General features: G+C 32.4%; 19 protein-coding genes and 1 pseudogene. 6 read left to right on the forward strand and 14 right to left on the reverse strand.

Annotated features, from left to right (window positions below; genetic code table 11):
- The 3 genes from DUZ96_RS05645 to DUZ96_RS05655 form a co-directional block, all read left to right on the forward strand.
- Positions 1-1123, forward strand: a 1123-nt coding sequence (locus tag DUZ96_RS05645; RefSeq protein ID WP_147267056.1) for a gliding motility-associated C-terminal domain-containing protein, incomplete at its 5' end; no start/stop codon positions are given.
- Positions 1124-1132: 9 nt separating this feature from the next.
- Entirely contained in the window at positions 1133-2068 is a 936-nt protein-coding gene (locus DUZ96_RS05650; RefSeq protein WP_114300990.1) for a type IX secretion system membrane protein PorP/SprF, read from the forward strand.
- 12 nt (positions 2069-2080) lie between these two features.
- On the forward strand, positions 2081-3985 hold the full coding sequence (locus tag DUZ96_RS05655; RefSeq protein WP_114300991.1) for an OmpA family protein: 1905 nt from the start codon (positions 2081-2083) through the stop codon (positions 3983-3985).
- 54 nt (positions 3986-4039) lie between these two features.
- Here the strand turns inward: DUZ96_RS05655 and DUZ96_RS05660 are convergent, their stop codons facing one another.
- From DUZ96_RS05660 to pdxH, 3 genes are all read right to left on the reverse strand, one after another.
- On the reverse strand, positions 4040-4438 hold the full coding sequence (locus tag DUZ96_RS05660; RefSeq protein WP_114300992.1) for a gliding motility-associated C-terminal domain-containing protein: 399 nt from the start codon (positions 4436-4438) through the stop codon (positions 4040-4042).
- A 20-nt stretch (positions 4439-4458) separates the two neighbouring features.
- Complete coding sequence (locus DUZ96_RS05665; protein WP_114300993.1) at positions 4459-4956, reverse strand: CAP domain-containing protein; 498 nt, start codon at positions 4954-4956, stop codon at positions 4459-4461.
- A 190-nt stretch (positions 4957-5146) separates the two neighbouring features.
- On the reverse strand, positions 5147-5794 hold the full coding sequence (gene pdxH, locus DUZ96_RS05670) for a pyridoxamine 5'-phosphate oxidase (RefSeq protein WP_114300994.1): 648 nt from the start codon (positions 5792-5794) through the stop codon (positions 5147-5149).
- A gap of 69 nt (positions 5795-5863) precedes the next feature.
- Here pdxH and DUZ96_RS13235 point away from each other — a divergent pair, with 69 nt between their 5' ends.
- Positions 5864-6175, forward strand: a complete 312-nt coding sequence (locus tag DUZ96_RS13235; RefSeq protein ID WP_181855236.1) for a DUF3784 domain-containing protein — start codon at positions 5864-5866, stop codon at positions 6173-6175.
- Between the two features lie 8 nt (positions 6176-6183).
- Here DUZ96_RS13235 and DUZ96_RS05680 read toward each other — a convergent pair whose 3' ends face one another.
- The 6 genes from DUZ96_RS05680 to DUZ96_RS05705 all read right to left on the reverse strand — a co-directional run bounded on the left by DUZ96_RS05680 (position 6184) and on the right by DUZ96_RS05705 (position 12230).
- A complete protein-coding gene (locus tag DUZ96_RS05680) occupies positions 6184-7089 on the reverse strand; it encodes a ribonuclease Z (protein ID WP_114300996.1) in 906 nt (301 codons plus the stop codon).
- A gap of 3 nt (positions 7090-7092) precedes the next feature.
- Complete coding sequence (locus DUZ96_RS05685; RefSeq protein WP_114300997.1) at positions 7093-7425, reverse strand: ribonuclease Z; 333 nt, start codon at positions 7423-7425, stop codon at positions 7093-7095.
- Between the two features lie 9 nt (positions 7426-7434).
- Positions 7435-8358, reverse strand: a complete 924-nt coding sequence (locus DUZ96_RS05690; RefSeq protein WP_114300998.1) for an aspartate carbamoyltransferase catalytic subunit — start codon at positions 8356-8358, stop codon at positions 7435-7437.
- A 27-nt stretch (positions 8359-8385) separates the two neighbouring features.
- Positions 8386-8925 (reverse strand): bifunctional pyr operon transcriptional regulator/uracil phosphoribosyltransferase PyrR, encoded by a 540-nt coding sequence (gene pyrR / locus DUZ96_RS05695; protein WP_114300999.1) that lies wholly within the window; start codon positions 8923-8925, stop codon positions 8386-8388.
- A 605-nt stretch (positions 8926-9530) separates the two neighbouring features.
- A complete protein-coding gene (gene rpsA, locus DUZ96_RS05700) occupies positions 9531-11366 on the reverse strand; it encodes a 30S ribosomal protein S1 (RefSeq protein WP_114301000.1) in 1836 nt (611 codons plus the stop codon).
- Between the two features lie 255 nt (positions 11367-11621).
- Complete coding sequence (locus tag DUZ96_RS05705) at positions 11622-12230, reverse strand: hypothetical protein (RefSeq protein WP_114301001.1); 609 nt, start codon at positions 12228-12230, stop codon at positions 11622-11624.
- A 228-nt stretch (positions 12231-12458) separates the two neighbouring features.
- On the opposite strand from DUZ96_RS05705, the pseudogene DUZ96_RS05710 reads away from it, so the two are divergent.
- Positions 12459-12836: pseudogene (locus tag DUZ96_RS05710) on the forward strand (LysM peptidoglycan-binding domain-containing protein).
- 29 nt (positions 12837-12865) lie between these two features.
- On the opposite strand, the gene cmk reads toward DUZ96_RS05710, so the two are convergent.
- From cmk to lon, 4 genes are all read right to left on the reverse strand, one after another.
- Positions 12866-13564, reverse strand: coding sequence for a (d)CMP kinase (gene cmk, locus DUZ96_RS05715; RefSeq protein ID WP_114301002.1), 699 nt, complete (start codon positions 13562-13564; stop codon positions 12866-12868).
- Complete coding sequence (gene porQ / locus DUZ96_RS05720) at positions 13564-14583, reverse strand: type IX secretion system protein PorQ (RefSeq protein ID WP_114301003.1); 1020 nt, start codon at positions 14581-14583, stop codon at positions 13564-13566. The genes cmk and porQ overlap by 1 nt, the downstream gene beginning before the upstream one ends.
- A gap of 71 nt (positions 14584-14654) precedes the next feature.
- Complete coding sequence (locus DUZ96_RS05725; protein ID WP_181855237.1) at positions 14655-15371, reverse strand: LysM peptidoglycan-binding domain-containing protein; 717 nt, start codon at positions 15369-15371, stop codon at positions 14655-14657.
- Positions 15355-17808 (reverse strand): endopeptidase La, encoded by a 2454-nt coding sequence (gene lon / locus DUZ96_RS05730; protein WP_114301335.1) that lies wholly within the window; start codon positions 17806-17808, stop codon positions 15355-15357. The genes DUZ96_RS05725 and lon overlap by 17 nt, the downstream gene beginning before the upstream one ends.
- Positions 17809-18036: 228 nt before the next feature.
- Here lon and DUZ96_RS12910 point away from each other — a divergent pair, with 228 nt between their 5' ends.
- Positions 18037-18213, forward strand: coding sequence for a hypothetical protein (locus tag DUZ96_RS12910; RefSeq protein WP_181855238.1), 177 nt, complete (start codon positions 18037-18039; stop codon positions 18211-18213).
- A gap of 52 nt (positions 18214-18265) precedes the next feature.
- Here the strand turns inward: DUZ96_RS12910 and DUZ96_RS05740 are convergent, their stop codons facing one another.
- The gene (locus tag DUZ96_RS05740; protein WP_147267057.1) at positions 18266-19201 is read right to left on the reverse strand and encodes a hypothetical protein; all 936 of its coding nucleotides are present in this window, start codon (positions 19199-19201) and stop codon (positions 18266-18268) included.
- Positions 19202-19234 lie beyond the last annotated feature (33 nt).

Here is a 19234-nt window from a genome sequence, read left to right on the forward strand (position 1 = left end):
TGTTATTACACGTACCTGGTCACTTACTGATGCTTGTGACAATACAACATCGTTTGTTCAGACCATTACCGTAGTTGATACTACTGCGCCTACGTTTACATCAACTCTCCCAGGAGATATAGATGTAGAATGTGATGAAATACCAGATGCAGAAGAATTACTAGCTATAGATAATTGTGGTGATGCTAACGTAACATTTGTTGAAGTTATTGACAATGGTGCTTGTGTTGGTGATTATATAATTACTAGGACATGGACAGCAACTGATGCATGTGATAATTCTACCGTTCATACTCAAATTATTACCGTTCAAGATTCTACGCCTCCAGCGCTAGTAACACCATTTGACGAAAATGTTACGGCCGCATGTGATGATATACCTGAAGTTCCAAATCTTGTTTTTGAAGATGCGTGTTCTACAGATATCGAGGTTACTTTTGAAGAGGTAACAACTCAAGCTAATGACTTCGAGGATTACGAGATAATTAGAACATGGACAGTAGTTGATGATTGTGGAAATGAAGCAATATTCACTCAGAATGTTTCCGTGGAGATTAGTAATGTAATTAATACTTTTGACAGTTCGTTCTGTATACTAGATACAGAGTTTGATTTATTCGACTTATTATCTGGTGATTTTAATATGAACGGTATATGGAGCGTTGTTTCTGGAGATGCTACAATCAATGGAAGCATGTTCGACCCTTCAACTGTTGAAGTTGGAATTTACACATTTATGTATTCAATCACCGAAGGATCATGTCCAACAGAAGTAGAGGTTAATGTTACTATTGATGACGATTGTGTGGTACTAGCTTGTGGTCAAGATAATGTTGTAATATCTAAAACGGTTACAGCTAATGGAGACAACTACAATGAATTCTTTACAATAACAGGTGTTGAAGATTGTGGATTTATTATTGAACTACAAATCTTTAATAGATGGGGTGCAAAAATATTCGAGTCTAGCAATTACCAAAATAATTGGAATGGTAACTCTAATAACTCATCAGTAGGAAGTTCTGACAAAGTCCCAACAGGTACTTACTACTACGTAATTAATTTAAGAAATAGTGGGTTAGAACCTTTTGCTGGCCCAATCTATGTAGCAACCGATAAATAAACTTAACCGATGAAACTGAATAGACTTTTAAGTATTGTAGTTTTTATACTGGGAATTACTGCCTCTTTTGGACAGCAGTTACCTCAATTTACGCAATACATGTTTAATACCATCTCAATAAATCCAGCTTATGCGGGAAGTAGAGAAACTTTTAGTGCCGTTGGTCTGCACAGAAGTCAATGGGTTGGTTTAGAAGGTGGTCCAGAAACACAAACATTGTCAGTTCATTCTCCATTGCGAAATGAGCAGGTTGGTGTAGGTCTTTCCTTTATCAATGATAAATTGGGATATGAAAATTTTTCATATATCTATGGTGATTTTTCATATACAATACCTACAAGTGAATATTCTAAATTGGCCTTTGGTATAAAAGGCGGGTTTACCCACTATAGCTTAGATGAAGAGTTGCTTAACGATCCTTCTGTTGTAAACGATCCATTTTTTAACAATGTATCAAACAGATGGAGTCCTAATGTCGGTGCCGGAATATATTGGCATTCTCAACGTTGGTACCTTGGTCTTTCAGCCCCAAGAATCCTTAATACTGATTATAATAATGGCGGAAGTGGTAATATCGATTATGTGGCATTAGAACGTATAAGTTACTATTTTACTGGTGGTTATGTATTCAATTTAAGCAAAACAACAAAGCTTAAACCATCGGTTTTATTAAAAGCTACAAATGGAGCTCCTTTATCTTTTGATATTTCAGCAAACTTTTTGTTCAATGAGACATTCTGGATAGGAGGAGGTTACAGAATTAATGAGTCTGCTGCGGCCATAGGAGGAATTGCCGATTTTCAGGTATCAAAACAACTAAGGATTGGTTACGCCTATGAATATCCAATATCAGATATTAGACCTTATACAAGTGGAACACATGAAGTTCTACTCATGTTTGAGGTGTTTAAGAGTAAACGAATTAAATCACCAAGATACTTCTAAAAGAAACGCATTATGAAAACAAGAATATCAGTTCTCATATTAACTTTAATTTGTACATTTTCTTTTGCACAAAAGAAGTTAGCAGATAAGTTTTTTGATAATTTCAATTATTATAAAGCCATTGAACTATACAAAAAAGCAGTTGAAAAGGGCGACATGAGTTCTCATGTACTTACAAGATTAGGTGATGCTTACTACAATAATTCAATTTCTGACAAAGCCGCATACTGGTATGGTGTAGCCTTAACTGAGCATAAAAACATTGATCCTGAGTATTTATATAAGTACATACAATGTCTAAGGAGTATCGGCAATTATAAAGAAGCCGATAAATGGTTTAAAGAATTAAGGGCTGCTCAGGTGGGAGACAGCAGATTGAAAGGATATAATCCTGATGAAGTTGATATTTACAGTATGCTAACTTCTAAATATAAAGTTATTGTTAATGTTGAAAATGTTCCTTTTAATTCTGAAAATTCGGATTTCGGTTCATTCATACATGATGACAAACTTTATTTTGCCTCTGCAAGAGATAATGAAAATAAAGTTTATAGCTGGAACAAAGAACCCTTTTTAGATTTATACCAATTAACAATTTCAGATACCTCTAATATTAAAACTTATGGTTCTATTGCAAAAATATCATCTGATGATATTAATACAGATTTTCACGAGGCTTCAATCGCTATAACCAATGACGGAAAAACCATTTATTTCACGAGAGACAACGTAACAAAGAGAAATAAGTTGGCATATGACAAAAAAGGAACTGTACATCTAAAAATTTACAAGGCTACCCTAGTTGGTGATCAATGGACAAAAATTATTGAATTACCATTTAATGATAAAATCTATTCTACTGGACATCCTGCCTTAAGTCCTGACAACAAAATGTTATATTTTGTATCAGATCGTGAAGGTGGCATTGGTCAAACTGATATATACTCAGTATCTATTAATGACGACGGAACCTATGGAAAGCCTGAGAATTTAGGTGAAAATATTAATACTGAAGGGCGTGAGATGTTCCCATTTGTTTCAAAAAATAATACATTATATTTCTCTTCAGATGGATACTTGAATCTTGGCCTATTAGATATATTTAAGTCTAATATTCTTAAAGGAGATCTTGAGGAACCTGAAAACTTAGGTGCCCCATACAACAGTGGTTATGATGATTTTGCCTTCTTTATCGATATTGACACTCAACGAGGATTCTTCTCTTCTAACAGACCAGATGGTAAAGGTGGTGATGACATTTATAGTTTTAGTATTTTACAATGTAAACAACTGATTACAGGAACCATTTCTGATAGTGATACTGGAACTCTTCTAACTAATGTAAATGTTAGACTAATAGATGAAACAGGGAAGGTTGTTGATGAACTTAATACTGGAGATAAAAGTGAATTTTCTTTTACTGTTGAATGTGATGAACCGTATACAATAATCGCTAACAAGTTAGATTACAAAGAGGACAAAAAAAGCATAATAGTAGACAATACTAATGAAAAAATAAATAAAGCAGATTTAAAATTAGTCCCTCTAATTATGGATAATCAAATAGTTATTAATCCTATTTTCTTTGATTTTGATAAATGGAATATTAGAACTGATGCTCAATATGAGTTAGAAAATATTGTTGATATCTTGAGAAAACACCCAGAAATGGTTATTAAAATTGAGTCTCATACGGATAGTCGTGGAGGAGATAGATATAATATGAAACTATCGGACAAACGTGCAAAGGCTACAAGAGATTATATAGTTTCAAGAGGTATAGGTAAAGATAGAATAGAAAGTGCCATAGGTTACGGCGAAACACAGCTATTAAATAAATGTGTAAATAATATTGATTGTACAGTGGAAGAACATCAATTAAATAGAAGATCTTATTTTTACATTGTAAAGCAGTAAATTTTAAATTACTGCAAGCTGTAAGCCGTGATTTATTTTTATAAAAATTTAACCTTAAAATGCTAAATAGATTGCCCCAGTAGATGGTTTTATATCAGTACCTTTAATATTAATTGTATAAAAATAAGTTCCTGAGGGAGCCTTCTGAGAATTACCAATTAATGAATTAAATGAACTACCTTTCCAGTCATTTTTATAGTTATTTGAGTAATATATTTTGTCTCCAAATCTGTTGTAAATTTCTAATTCTATTGTATAAATTTCTTCTTCAATTCCGTATACTTCGTAGAATTCATTATTATTTTTATATAAAACAATATCCATGGGTGCACTACATTCTTCTTCAGTTTCGCTAGGAATAATTGTAATAAATTGAGTAGACTTTTCTTGACCAAAAAGACAAAAGGAGAATAAAAAAAAGAATAAAAAAATGTAATAATAGAATGATTTCATTTTACTTTATTTAAATTATATTATCGTTTGATGAAGATATTAGTAAAGTACCATTTACCTTCATTGTTTTGTTCGGCTGAAATATCAAAATCTGTGAAATCACCTTCAATATTTTCTTTATGACTTGGACTATTTAACCAAGCTCCAACAACTGATTCTGCATTACTAAAACCATATGCTACATTTTCTGATACTATTGCCGCAGCAGCATTAGCTTGTAAACTTTGCTTTCTTTGAAAAAAGTTATCGTGAGAAACATTCTCCACTTTTATCATATAATCAGTATGTGTATAAGCAACAGCTTTAACTGTTCTATGATCATTTAATGGATTTAATCCTTCCAATATTCTATGCTGATTTATCAGCTCCATTATCTCAATTTCAATTTGCTTAGCAACTGGTGCAACTGGCACATCAATGGAATCAATTCTATCTTCCGCCACGCTCTCCGTAGAGCATGATGTTAAGCTTAAAAATACAATCAGAGCCAGAGCAGGCAAGATTCTAAATACTTTCATGAGTAGGTTATTTTAGTTTGGGATTACTAATTTATAAGCCTACTAAAGTAATTTTGTTAAAAAAATGTTAAATTCGATGAACAGCATGCATTTTATCGTTTTTTATTGCAAAACATCGATAAAATACCTCCAGAATCAATTTATTTTAGTTTTTCACCGATTTTTTTTACTTTTTATCGATTTTTTAAAACTAAGGGCAGAGACGTTCAATTTTCCAATTATAATCCTCTTGAAATTTGTATCTAATTCTATCATGAAGACGATTTGGCCGACCTTGCCAAAATTCTATTTCTATTGGTCTAACAATATAACCACCCCAAAACTCAGGTCGTTTTATTTCTCTACCTTCGTACTTCTTTTCTAGAATCTTTAGTTTTTCGTCCAGAATATTTCTATTGGCAATTGGCTCACTTTGGTTTGACACTATGGCACCTAACTGACTACCCCTTGGACGAGTTTCAAAATAACCATCACTCAAATTTCCTGATATCTTTTCTGCTTTACCTTTAATTATTACTTGGCGCTCTGCTGAATGCCAAAAAAACGATAAGCACACATTTGGATTAGATTTAATGGCTTTGCCTTTTTCACTTTCATAATTTGTATAAAAAATGAATCCTTCATAAGTGTATTTTTTAAGAAGCACTACTCTACTCTTTGGGTATCCATCTAAACCAATTGTAGATATAGTCATGGCATTTGCCTCATCAATATTAAAATGAGTATCCACTTCTATAAACCAATTCCTGAAAAGTTCTAGAGGATTTTCAGGTATATTTTCTAATAATAATTCCCCTTTTTCGTAAGATTTTCTGTAATCACCTAAGTCTTTTTCCATAGTATTACTGAGATAATTCAATTTTTTTCAATTAGTAAATTGATTATTTTTCAAAGCTAAATTAAACAATTGTTTCTTAGTCAGTTTTTAATATGTACTATTCTCATAGTATGTGCTCTGCTTATTAATCGAAACCATGATTTAATAGCGGGTCATAACTCTTTAAGTGTGGAAGAAAAAGCTAAAATTGACATTAAAAGCCTTTCTAGATTTCTCATGACCGATTTAATAGTAACAAGATTAACAACACCAGTGCTTTGTATAATTCTAGTTAATTTAGATATTAAAGCACACTATATTTATTTAGTGATTTGTACACGTATTGTTTTAGGATTGATTATTACTTCCATATACACAAATAATAGTTTTAAAGCAAAATAAGACTTTAACTAAAACTCAAAAGAAACTCCATCTTTGGCAAGCAAGACATTCTCAAAAACCTCCTGAGCCTCTTTCTTAAATAAGCTGTATCCATTATATCTAGTTGAGTAATGCCCTAGTACCAAAGTTTTTACTGATGCCTTTTTAGCAATTGTAGCAGCTTGTTTTGCCGTGCTATGCTTTGTTACCTTACATAAGTCTTCATTCTTATTCAAAAACGTTGATTCATGATATAAAACATCAGCCTCCTTAATAATCGGTATTATGTCTTCGCTATACTTAGTATCACTGCAATAGGCATAACTTTTTGTTGGCCTTGGGTCTAGTGTTACAGTTTCATTTTTAATTAGCTCTCCATCCTCATTAACTACATCAGCACCTTGTTTTAATTTTCTGAAATAAGCCATGTTTATATTGGCTTTTAATACAGCCTTCATGTCTAATTTACGTTCGTAAGGTTTTTCCTTAAATAAAAAGCCATTGGTATAAATACGATGATTTAATGGAACGGTATGTACTTCTATCTTGTCATCCTCAAAAATTAATTCCGATTTTTTAGAATCTAGCTCATGAAAAATTAATGGGTAGTTAGTCCAAGAATCCGAGAGCTTCATTTGCAGTGTAATAACTTTTTTTAATCCTTTTGGCGCATAGATATGAAGCTCAGTTTCTCGAGTTAAAAGTCTAAACGTACTAATTAGACCAACTAAACCAAAATAATGATCGCCATGAAGATGAGATATAAAAATATGCTTAATCCTGGAAAACTTGATCTTATGCCGTCGTAGTTCCACCTGAGTCCCTTCACCACAATCAATAAGAAACATGTGATTTTTAATTTCCAACACTTGAGACGTTGGATTTGTATTGGTCCTTGGTGTAGCACTATGACAGCCTAATATGGTGAGTTTCATTTATTAAAATCCTAAATCTCGCTCAATGTCTTCCATCGCAATAATATCGTATGCCTCTTGTGTAGTTGGTACCACAACTATTTCATCGGGCATCTCGTCTAGATCAACCATATCTGTTACTATAACAAATGATTTTTTATCACCTCTATGCTTATTACTTAAGCGTAGAAACTCAATAATATCTTCTAATTGAATTTTTTCAATACATGTAAGGTTTACAATTAAATGATAAGTTTTGAACTTATCATAACCCTGTTGAATATTGTTTACGAGTGTTTTTACCGAAGCTTTTTCTTGTGTTATAATAGTTATGTTACCGTCTCTATCGATTACCATATCCTATTGCTAAATTTTTGATGCCAATAAATAAATAACTGCCATTCTAATTGCGACACCATTCTCTACCTGATCTAAAATTATAGCTTGCTTAGAATCTGCCACATCACTTGTTATCTCTACTCCACGATTTATTGGTCCTGGGTGCATTATTACTATATCCTTATTTAAACTATTTAATATGTCCTTATTTACACCAAATTGCTGGGTATATTCTCTAGTTGATGGAAAATAGCTAATATCCATTCGTTCATTTTGTACTCTAAGCATATTGGCTACATCACACCATTCTAATGCTTTTCTTAAATTCGTTTCAACTGTTACGCCAAGTTCTTTAATATATTTAGGAATTAATGTTTTAGGCCCACAAACCATGACATTGGCACCTTGAAGTTGCAAGGCATAAATATTAGATAATGCCACTCTACTATGTAAAATATCACCAACAATAACAACATTTTTACCTTTTATTGCACCTAACTTTTCTCTTATTGAATATGAATCTAACAAGGCCTGGGTTGGGTGTTCATGAGCACCATCTCCAGCATTAATAATACTTGCATTAACATGCTTTGACAAAAACACACCAGCACCAGGATTTGGATGTCTCATAACAACCATATCAACCTTCATTGATAAAATGTTATTAACCGTATCCACCAAAGTTTCTCCTTTTTTAACTGATGATTGTGAAGCGGAAAAATTGATTACATCTGCAGACAATCTCTTTTCAGCAAGTTCAAAAGACAATTTTGTTCGAGTTGAGTTTTCGAAAAATAAATTTGCTATGGTAATGTCTCTTAGTGAAGGAACTTTTTTAATTGGTCTATTAATCACTTCTTTAAACTGATCTGCTGTTTCAAAAATCAGTTCTATATCCTCCTTTTTGAGATACTTAATTCCTAATAAGTGGTTAACACTTAATTCACTCATATATATATCTACTTTTTGCAGTCACTTTTATTTATTTATCAAATACACTGCATCTTCTCCTTCATTTTCTACCCAATTTACCTTTACCTTTTGATGATCGATTGCATCTACTTGTCGCCCTCTATAATTAGGCTGTATTGGTAGATGACGGCTAAATCTTCTATCAATTAGTGTTAGTAACTCAATATTGTTCGGTCTACCAAAAGATTGAATTGCGGTTAATGCAGATCTTATACTTCTACCAGTATAAAGCACGTCATCAATAAATACTACATTCTTGTTTTCAACTATAAAATCTATTTCGGTAGTATTTGCTTCGAGCGGTTTTTCACCTCTTCTAAAGTCATCACGGAAAAATGTAATATCGAGGTGACCTATTTCTACATTTTTAATCTTATAATCTTCTTTAAGCATTTTCGCCAAGCGATTTGCTAAATATTTTCCTCTTGGTTGAAGTCCTATTAGAACTGTATCAGTAAAATCATCATGGTTTTCAATAAGTTGGCAAGCCAATCGGTGGAGTGTAATGCTGACTTCTTTAGAGTTAAGTAAAACTTTTTGACTCATAATTTATCCAATCAATGCTGGATGGCAAAGTTAAGTTAAATAATTTGAGAATCAAATTAAAGAATCTGCATAAAAGGAGATATGAAATTAAGACTTCCATAATTCTTCAAATATGTTGATTAAAAATGACTTTTATCACACCAAATATGGTATACTAATAACTATCTTTCTGCGCCTAAAATTAAATTAGAATCTTCATTAACAGTAACTATAACAAGTGTACCATCTCTATAAGCCAAACAAAAATATGAGAAAAAGATAGCCTATAATAGTATGGCATTTGGTATTCACCACGGTCTAAAAATTTACTCAGGAAGATTAGGCTTTTTGACAGGTTCACATATGCGGTCTGCCTAGAATTAAAACAAAATGTAATTAGAGTTAGTATGCTTTGGGAATAAGGTAATACCAATATATTTTGATAAGCCAAAAAAAATGGCAAGAAATAGTTTTCAATGGTATTGAAGATGTTTTACCAGAATTTTCTGGCCACTGTATGGCTGACCAATATTGTAAGGAATTATTCAACTAAGCTAAAAAGAAACCTTCCCTAACCAAAAAAGCCTTTCACAATGAAAGGCTTTTTTTTAAATTTAATGAGAGAATTATTTCTTCCCGTCCATTTTATCTTTAAGCGCCTGTAAAGCATCGTTTGCATCACCTAAGGTAGGCTTAGCTTCTGCTGCTTGAGCCTCAGCTCTTTTAACAGCTTTCTTAACGATCTTAGCTTCCTCTTCTCTAAATACTGCTGTATGAGAAGCTACAACACGTTTAAATTCTTTATTGAATTCTATGATCTTAAATTCTGCTTCTTCACCTTTCTTAAGTTTAGAACCATCCTCTTTCTCTAAATGACGAGATGGTATAAAAGCAACAATATCCTCATTAAACTTAACAGTTGCACCTTTATCAACGATTTCAGCTACAGCTGCATTATGAGAAGTTCCTAAAGCAAATTCTTTTTCATATTTATCCCATGGATTTTCAGTTGTTTGCTTATGTCCAAGAGATAATTTACGTCCTTCAACGTCTAACTCCAATACCACAACGTCTAACTTATCACCTACGTTACAGAATTCTGATGGATGCTTAATTTTCTTAGTCCAAGATAAATCAGAGATATAAATTAATCCGTCGATACCTTCTTCTAATTCAACAAATACTCCAAAATTAGTAAAGTTACGTACTATACCTGAATGCTTGGAACCTGAAGGGTATTTAGAAGTGATATCAGTCCAAGGATCTGGTGTTAATTGCTTAATACCAAGTGACATTTTTCTATCTTCTCTATCTAGGGTTAAGATAACCGCTTCTATTTCATCTCCTACAGCAACAAAATCTTGTGCTGAACGTAAATGCGTTGACCAAGACATCTCACTGACGTGAACTAATCCTTCCACTCCTTCGGCAACCTCAACAAAAGCACCGTAATCTGCAATTACTACTACTTTTCCTTTTACTTTGTCACCAACTTTTACCTCTTCTCCTAATGCTTCCCAAGGATGCTTAGATAATTGCTTTAGACCTAATTGAATTCTTGATTTGTTTTCATCAAAATCTAAAATTACAACATTAAGTTTTTGGTCTAATTCTACAATTTCATTTGGATGGTTAATTCTAGACCAAGATAAATCTGTAATATGGACTAAACCATCTACACCACCTAAATCGATGAATACACCGTAAGAAGTAACGTTTTTAACAACACCTTCTAATACTTGACCTTTTTCTAACTGACCAATGATTTCTTTCTTTTGTTCTTCAATATCCGCCTCTATAAGAGCCTTATGAGAAACTACTATGTTTTTGAACTCGTGATTTATTTTAACAACCTTGAATTCCATAGTTTTATTAACATACTGATCGTAATCTCGAATTGGCTTAACATCAATTTGAGATCCTGGTAAGAAAGCTTCAATCCCAAAAACGTCAACGATCATACCACCTTTGGTTCTACATTTTACAAAACCGTTAACGATTTCACCAGTATCATGTGCGTTATTAACTCTATCCCATGCTTTAATTACACGAGCTTTTCTGTGAGATAATACCAATTGACCAGTTGCATCTTCACGAACGTCAATTAAGACCTCAACTTTATCACCAACTTTTAAATCTGGATTGTAACGGAACTCATTAAGAGAAATTACACCCTCTGACTTTGCGTTAATGTCAATAATAGCATCTCTATCTGTAATGTGTATTACTTCTCCTTCAACAACTTCATCATCTAAAGTGTCTACAAAGTTTTCAGATACTAATTTTTCAAATTCTTCTAACTTTTTGTCCGCAACTTGCTCAATTCCTTCTTCATAATTGTGCCAATCGAACTCCTTTAAGAATTTTTCTGGATTTGCTTGAGCTTCAGAGACTACTGGAGCTTCAACTGTAGTAGCTTCAGTTACTTCAACTTCAGCTTTTTTTGTTTTCTTTTCAGCCATTTTGCTGATTAAAATTTGTATTCTGTATCTTTTGAAAGAATGGTGGAAAAGCTCCAGAAGTTATTTTTGTTTATCTTATTTCCTTTTTTACTCTCCAATTGTCCACCAAAAAGGTCTGCAAAAGTACAATAAAATCGGACTTTTACAAAACCACTAGCAATTTATTTAGATTGTTTAAAAAAATAAAAATAAAAAGCCTTAAGAGTACATATCTAATTTACTTTTAAGGCATTATATTAATTGGATAATTATTCTCTAATCGTTTGCCTTAACAATTAGTTTAGGGTCAATGACATAATAACCAACTACAGTCTCATCATCATATATAGCGACTTCAATTTCGTATTTATATTCTAGTTCTTCAGTATTGTCTTGACCAATGACTTCTAGATTTAAAAAACTAGATAAACTTCTATTATTATCTCCTTGAAATTCAACTGCATTACCTGATCCAGGATCTGCAACTGATTTATCAAATAGAGAACCATATATATCTAATGTGTCAACTGGTACATCAAAAACACCAGAATCAGCAGGGTTTTCCTCAAAAAATGCAAGTCTAGAATATAAAATTCCTTGATTTAATCCTAATCCAGATGAAGGTTGATCAAAAATTATGCGTTGACCAAATTGAACCTCTAAAGTAAAATCGGATGAAGATACTCCGCTTGGTTGACCAAAATTAACCAAATCTGTAATATCAGAACCTGGTGGTCTATTTAGAACTTCACCTACCTGTACCGTTATATCCGGTATGATAGTAACCTCAAAAGGTAGTTCTTGGTTACCTCCATCATCATCACCAAAAGAACAGGCTGTTAGCCATAAACTAAGTATAATTAATGTGTAATTAGACCTTTTCATATCTTCAAATTTTCTGATCGCTGGAATTACCTCAAAGATAATCCAATTTTAAAAACCCCAAAATATATGGTTTTTATTTTCTGACCTGAAAAAATACTCTTTTTAGTGTCTTAATTAAAAAAACTGTGTCTTAAAAATAGTGCATCAATTTGAAGCTAAAGAACTAATTTTTGGGTAATTAAATTGATATATTTACCTAACTTTTAACAAATAAAAATCTTAATAATTATGGTAAAGGCAAAATACCAAGATGTATTAGACTTAGGACAACAATTAAATATTCAAGACGGAAAGATTGAAGAATCTGAAGGTAAACTAAAGGTTTGGGGTACTGCATCTACACAATATTAAAAAAATCTTCTTTGGGATAAAATCAAGGAAATTGATGTAGATAACCCAAATGATATTATAGCAGACATTAAAGTTGTAGATCAAATTATTTATGCAAGACATACGGTTGCTTCAGGTGAAACTTCAGGAAAGATTGCTATGCACTATTATGGTGATGCAAAGAAGTATAAAGAAATATTTTCTACTAATTCTGATATATTAAAAAATGCTAATTTGATTTATCCAGATCAAGAATTAATTATACCGAATTTATAATGGAAATAACAAATTAATCAAAGGCCTTACTACGTAAGGTCTTTTTTTATAGACTTATTTACTAGTTTTAAAATAGTTTCAACTTGTTCTTCTATATTAAGATCAGAATTATCAATCTCGATAGCGTTATCGGCAATAACTAAAGGTGAATCTTCTCTTGTTGAATCAATTCGATCCCGTGTTATGACATTTTCTAAAACTTTATCATAACTCAAGTTATGTTCACATTCTAAAAGTTCTTTAAATCTTCTCTTAGCTCGTGTCTCAACTGAAGCTGTCATAAATATTTTCAACTCTGCATCTGGAAAAACTACGGTACCAATGTCTCTTCCGTCCATTACGATCCCTTTCCCTTTTCCCATAAGCTGTTGCTGCTCTACTAATTTTCTTCTGACTTGAGAAAGAGTGGCAACAGGACTTACATAACTTGAAACTTCTAATGTGCGAATTTCTGATTCTATATTTTCTCCATTTAGATAAACCTCAGCGAAACCAAGTTCATCATTAAACTTGAATGATATATTAATATCCTTTAAGCTACTAATAAGTGCTTCGGAATCTAACTTCTTGTTTTTGATGAAGTCATTTTTTAATGCAAAATAAGTTACTGCTCTATACATTGCACCAGTATCAACATAAATATAATTTAGTTGCTTGGCCAAACGTTTCGCAATTGTACTTTTTCCTGTTGAGGAAAATCCATCTATGGCAATAACTATTTTATTCATTACTCTAAATCTATCTGTAATCCAAAAAAACTAGTATTTGAAGCACTGGTATATCTTGCATGAGTATAGCTAAATCTCATTTTATTTAGTTTTATACCAACTCCAACAGAAATACCCGAAAAGCTTCTTTGGTCAACTATTCTTAATTCTTCAGACCTTCTAAAGTTATAACCTAATCTTAAATTAAAGCCACCTTCCGGGAATAATTCTGCTCCCAGAATTAAATGTCTTAATACATTATTAAAAAAACTCACTTTTTCTTGAGTCTGATTTCCATCTAAATCAGTGATTGCTCTTGAGGGGTTAGCAACACCTATAGGCCATTCTTGCAAATTCTCTAATGTAAGGTGCCATCTCAATGGTACATTCTCCAATTTTTGAGACATACCAAAATTAACCTCAAAAGGTAGTGGTTCGTTTTGCCCAGCATATGTTGTGAATTGAGCCCCTAAGTTCCTTACAGTTAGAGCTGCATGAAAATCTAAATCTTCATTTATATACATGACACCTAAATCAACCGCGCCACCAATTGAATTATATTGTTCTAATAAAGAGGTAATTATCTTAAGGTTTGCACCAACATAAAAATCCGTAAACGGTATATTGTAATTGTAGCCCAATGATATTGCAGCTTCATTACCATTAAATGACCCAGTAGATATACCATTAACATCGTAACCATCAAAACTGCCATAGTTAATATAAGTCACCCCAAAATGAAAGGTTTGGACGTGCCTGTCCCAAGTATAAGCATATGCCGCTGTTCCATAGCTTATTCCTCCAAGATAACTTGAGTAGTTAACTGCCAACTGATTACTCATGGCACTGTTAATAGACGCAGGATTATATAATGCTTCTGTAACGTCATGGTCAAAATTTGTTATAATTTTACCGCCTAATGCGGCTTGTCTTGGAGAGGATACTAAATTTAGAAACTGAAAAGTAGATTCACCACCTAATTGGCCAAATAATGGCAACGAAAAAAGTATCAATAACAAGCTAGAAATCCCTTTCATCATAGATTTGCAAAATAACTAAATCTATCTTAAAACGAGAGTATGTAATTTTTATTTTTTGGATGAATAGAATTCTATTTTAGAACTAGTTTTTGTCCTACTTTAATTACATCGCCTTGAAGACCATTAATACGCTTAAGCTTACTAACGGTTGTTCCTGTTTTGGATGCTATGCTCCACAATGTATCACCCACTTTTACAACCCATATTTGGGTTGAATTTATAGCCTTTGAAAGATCAAAATTTCTAATTTGAAGCTTTTGACCTTCACTAATGGTGTTGGAATTTAATTTATTCTCTTGCTTTAAAGTAATTATATCAATCTCATAGCGCTTGGCAATACCATATAAGGTTTCCCCATTTTTAACTGAATGAAAATCTGAATTAAAATTATGAACTCCTCTTGAAATTGGTTTACTGGTTTGAGGATTATAATTATCAAAATTTCTTATTCTTAATTTTTCTCCAGCATCAATGAGTGTAGTTTCTAAGCCATTGGCCTTTTTAAGGATATTAATAGATACACCATACTTTTTTGAAATATATAATAAAGTTTCTCCTTCATTTACAATATGAAAATCTTTTTGAAAATCTTCTTTTTGTACACTAGTGTCTTTGAACTTTAATACCTCCTTTGGCTTTACGAGAGTAATTTCTCCGGTTGCAACGTTTAATTTAGCTGATTTACCGTCTAATATTACGTCCTTATACTCAATCTCTTGACCAAATGATAAAAATACATTAAGAATGAAGAATGAGAATGCAAAATAAAGTTTACAACTTTTTAGCATTTCTAACCTTTTGATTTGTAATCGCAATATCAATGACATCACTCATTTCCTTTACGAAATGAAAGGTTAAACCTTTTAAATATTCAGGTTTAATTTCATCGATATCACGTTTATTATCTTCGCAAAGTAAAATTTCTTTTATTCTTGCACGCTTAGCAGCTAATATTTTTTCCTTAATTCCACCTACAGGTAAAACTTTTCCGCGTAAAGTAATTTCACCTGTCATTGCCAAACTTTTCTTTACTTTTTGTTGCGTAAACAAAGATACTAAAGATGTTAACATTGACACGCCAGCACTAGGACCGTCTTTCGGTGTAGCTCCTTCAGGTACATGGATATGAACATTATACTTATCAAACACCTCTGGATTAATGTTTAATTTATCTGCGTTGGCCTTAATATATTCCATCGCTATAGTCGCAGACTCTTTCATCACTTTTCCTAAGTTACCTGTAATTGTTAAGCTTCCTTTTCCTTTGGATAAAATAGATTCGATAAATAATATGTCACCACCAACTCGTGTCCAAGCAAGTCCTGTAACAACACCTGCAACATTGTTATTTTCGTATTTATCTCTTTCTAGCCTAGGGCTTCCAAGAACTTCAATAACGTCTTCATTAGATACCTTTACATCGTAAGTCTCTTCCATTGCTATATTCTTTGCGGCATAGCGTACCATTTTTGCAATTTGCTTTTCTAATCCTCTTACTCCTGATTCACGTGTATATCCTTCAACAATTTTTTCTAATTGAGGTTTTGTAATTTTTAAAGCACTAGAATCCAAACCATGCTCTTCCAGTTGCTTGGGTAAAAGATGGCGTTTAGCGATTTCTACCTTCTCTTCTATAGTATAACCAGTGACATTAATTATTTCCATTCTATCTCTTAATGCTGGTTGAATGGTATTTAAGCTATTTGAAGTAGCAATGAACATTACCTTTGAAAGGTCATAGCCCATTTCGAGGAAATTATCATAAAATTCATTGTTTTGCTCTGGGTCTAAAACCTCTAACATTGCCGATGATGGGTCTCCCTGATGACCTGACGATAATTTATCAATTTCATCCAGAACAAAGACAGGATTTGAAGTGCCTGCTTTTTTTAAGCTCTGAATGATTCTTCCAGGCATAGCTCCTATATAAGTTTTTCTATGACCTCTAATTTCAGCTTCATCACGTAATCCTCCTAAAGATATCCTCACATATTCTCTGCCTAATGCTTCAGCAATTGACTTACCCAACGACGTCTTTCCTACACCTGGAGGTCCATAAAGACATAAGATTGGAGATTTCATATCGTTACGCAACTTCAGAACAGCCAAGTATTCTATGATACGTTTCTTCACATCATCTAAACCAAAATGATCGCGATCCAAGATTTGTTTTGCGCGTTTTAAATCGAATTGGTCACTACTATATTCATTCCAAGGTAAATCTAAAAATAGATCTAAATAATTTCTTTGAATAGAATACTCAGCCACCTGAGGATTCATTCTCTGCATTTTGGCCAACTCTTTATCAAAGTGGTTTTTCACCTTTTCATCCCACTTCATTTCTTTGGCTCGAACCTTCATTTCTTCAATTTCTTGTCCAGAAGAAGCTGCACCACCTAATTCTTCTTGTATAGTTTTAAGTTGCTGATGTAAAAAGTATTCGCGTTGCTGTTGATTCATATCGCTCTGAACCTTGTTTTGAATATCATTTTTAAGCTCCAACTTCTGATATTCAATATTCATGAAACGCAACGTCTCTAAAGCTCGTTCTTGAAGATCATTTATTTCTAGCAGTTTTTGTTTTTCAGCAACTTTGAGATTCATGTTTGAAGACACAAAATTGACTAAAAATGAACTACTTTCTATATTCTTAATGGCAAATGTTGCTTCTGTAGGGATATTTGGACTTTCCTTAATTATTTCTAAAGACAAGTCCTTAATGGAATCAATAATCGCTGCAAATTCTTTATTATCATTTGAAGGTTTTGATTGAGGCAGATCTGAAATAGTTGCAGACAAATAAGGTTTTTCAGATATAATCTCATTAATCTGAAACCTTTTTTTACCTTGAATAATAACTGTAGTATTACCATCTGGCATTTTAAGAACCTTTAATATTCTCGCAACTGTACCAGTCTTATAAATATCCTTTGCTGAAGGATTTTCTACAGTTTCATCCTTTTGTGCAACAACACCGATTACCTTACCAGCATTATTTGCATCATTAATTAACTTTATTGATGTATCACGTCCAGCAGTAATTGGGATTACTACTCCAGGAAACAAAACAGTATTCCGAAGTGGCAAAATTGGTAAAGATTCGGGTAATGATTCTTTATTTATAAGTTCTTCATCCTCAGGAGTCATTAAAGGAATTAATTCTGAGTTTTCATCAAAATCCTGAAATGACAAACTGTCAAGACTTAAAAAATTAGATTTTTTCATATTATTTACAAGCCATTCTGTCATTAAAAAAATTCGAATAGCATTTTATTAAAAATATTAATAATTAACTTTATGTTGAATATCAAGTAATTACAGGATATTCAAAGTTATTCATATCTATATAATTTCAATTGTTGTGCCATTACCTGTATTTATACTAAAACTTTTTTTAATTAAACTGTAACACTGAATGATTAGTATCATCTATATAACAAAGCAATTATTTTTTTGACATCAACCAATCAAGATATCGAACAGTTACTATTGCAGTGTAATTCTGGAAACCAACCTGCACAGTTGGAAGTTTACAACAGATATAACAAGGTAATGATCAATAATCAAGGTACAATCGATGCAGATGACTTTAAGTTACCCTTGGTTGGTTCTGGAGATATTAGTAATTAAAAGAAATGCAACCAAAAATGAAAAGCCACGATTTATTGACGTGGTTTTTTTTTTAGAACTGAACATATGCCCAAATAATGTCCTGGATAATATCGTCTACATTTGAGCTCGTACTTGTTGCTACGAAAAAGTCTCTCATTGCTACAAATATTACATCTCCATTTCTAAAAAAATCTAATACAGTTCCATCGCTATTTAATGTTACGGTAATTGAATCACCTTCTTGTGTCCAAGTAAATCCATACGTTCTAATATCCTCATAACATTCAATACTATATTCAAGATCAGAAGGATCATTTGTTGGAGAACTAACCTCTATTTCCATAGATTCTCTGTAATACAATGTCCCTGTACCATCAGAATTAAATGAAGCTGTTTCATTATTAAAGCAATCAATCTCTGTTAAATAATCACTTGTTTCTATCCCATCACTATCAATATCCCTTGGAATATCAGATTGCCAAACTATAAGTTTCCAATCTCCAACTACATTAAATATATCAGGTTCACAATTACCTAATTCCAAAATTTTATTTAATAAAGTACCATCATCTCCACAATTAAAAATTTGGTTTTCAAGTGCTTCACGATAAGCTATACAAGCAGCCATATATTCAACACTGATAGCATCTTCTAATACTTCCAAAGCCAAGGCAGATGCCACCACCGCCATTTCACATTCTGTAGTATTATTATCATCAATTATGCAGTCACCTAGTCCATCAATTATATCTTGTAAATAACCATATTCGTCACCGCAAATTTCAATCTGATTTTCAATTGCATCTCGATAGGCCTGACATAATAAATTATAACTTTCAATATCGCTATTAGCAAAGCCAATTAAGGCTTGAGTAGTTAATTCTTCGGCCATTAGGCAATTGTCAATATCATTGACAATAACATCTCCATCATATGGTTCATTATCACAAGTAATTGCCATAAATAGCCACATGAACGAAAACAGTATTAATATTCTCCTTATCATAGCATGATAAAATTAAGAATATTTTTATAAATA

Source organism: Winogradskyella sp. KYW1333, assembly GCF_003335675.1.
Taxonomy (GTDB): Bacteria; Bacteroidota; Bacteroidia; order Flavobacteriales; family Flavobacteriaceae; genus Winogradskyella.

Coding starts and splice junctions, on each gene's coding strand:
- DUZ96_RS05650 (WP_114300990.1), top strand. CDS start 1,133: ATGAAACTGAATAGACTTTTAAGTATTGTAGTTTTTATACTGGGAATT.
- DUZ96_RS05655 (WP_114300991.1), top strand. CDS start 2,081: ATGAAAACAAGAATATCAGTTCTCATATTAACTTTAATTTGTACATTT.
- DUZ96_RS05660 (WP_114300992.1), bottom strand. CDS start 4,438: ATGAAATCATTCTATTATTACATTTTTTTATTCTTTTTTTTATTCTCC.
- DUZ96_RS05665 (WP_114300993.1), bottom strand. CDS start 4,956: ATGAAAGTATTTAGAATCTTGCCTGCTCTGGCTCTGATTGTATTTTTA.
- pdxH (WP_114300994.1), bottom strand. CDS start 5,794: ATGGAAAAAGACTTAGGTGATTACAGAAAATCTTACGAAAAAGGGGAA.
- DUZ96_RS05680 (WP_114300996.1), bottom strand. CDS start 7,089: ATGAAACTCACCATATTAGGCTGTCATAGTGCTACACCAAGGACCAAT.
- DUZ96_RS05685 (WP_114300997.1), bottom strand. CDS start 7,425: ATGGTAATCGATAGAGACGGTAACATAACTATTATAACACAAGAAAAA.
- DUZ96_RS05690 (WP_114300998.1), bottom strand. CDS start 8,358: ATGAGTGAATTAAGTGTTAACCACTTATTAGGAATTAAGTATCTCAAA.
- pyrR (WP_114300999.1), bottom strand. CDS start 8,925: ATGAGTCAAAAAGTTTTACTTAACTCTAAAGAAGTCAGCATTACACTC.
- rpsA (WP_114301000.1), bottom strand. CDS start 11,366: ATGGCTGAAAAGAAAACAAAAAAAGCTGAAGTTGAAGTAACTGAAGCT.
- DUZ96_RS05705 (WP_114301001.1), bottom strand. CDS start 12,230: ATGAAAAGGTCTAATTACACATTAATTATACTTAGTTTATGGCTAACA.
- cmk (WP_114301002.1), bottom strand. CDS start 13,564: ATGAATAAAATAGTTATTGCCATAGATGGATTTTCCTCAACAGGAAAA.
- porQ (WP_114301003.1), bottom strand. CDS start 14,583: ATGATGAAAGGGATTTCTAGCTTGTTATTGATACTTTTTTCGTTGCCA.
- DUZ96_RS05725 (WP_181855237.1), bottom strand. CDS start 15,371: ATGCTAAAAAGTTGTAAACTTTATTTTGCATTCTCATTCTTCATTCTT.
- lon (WP_114301335.1), bottom strand. CDS start 17,808: ATGAAAAAATCTAATTTTTTAAGTCTTGACAGTTTGTCATTTCAGGAT.
- DUZ96_RS05740 (WP_147267057.1), bottom strand. CDS start 19,201: ATGATAAGGAGAATATTAATACTGTTTTCGTTCATGTGGCTATTTATG.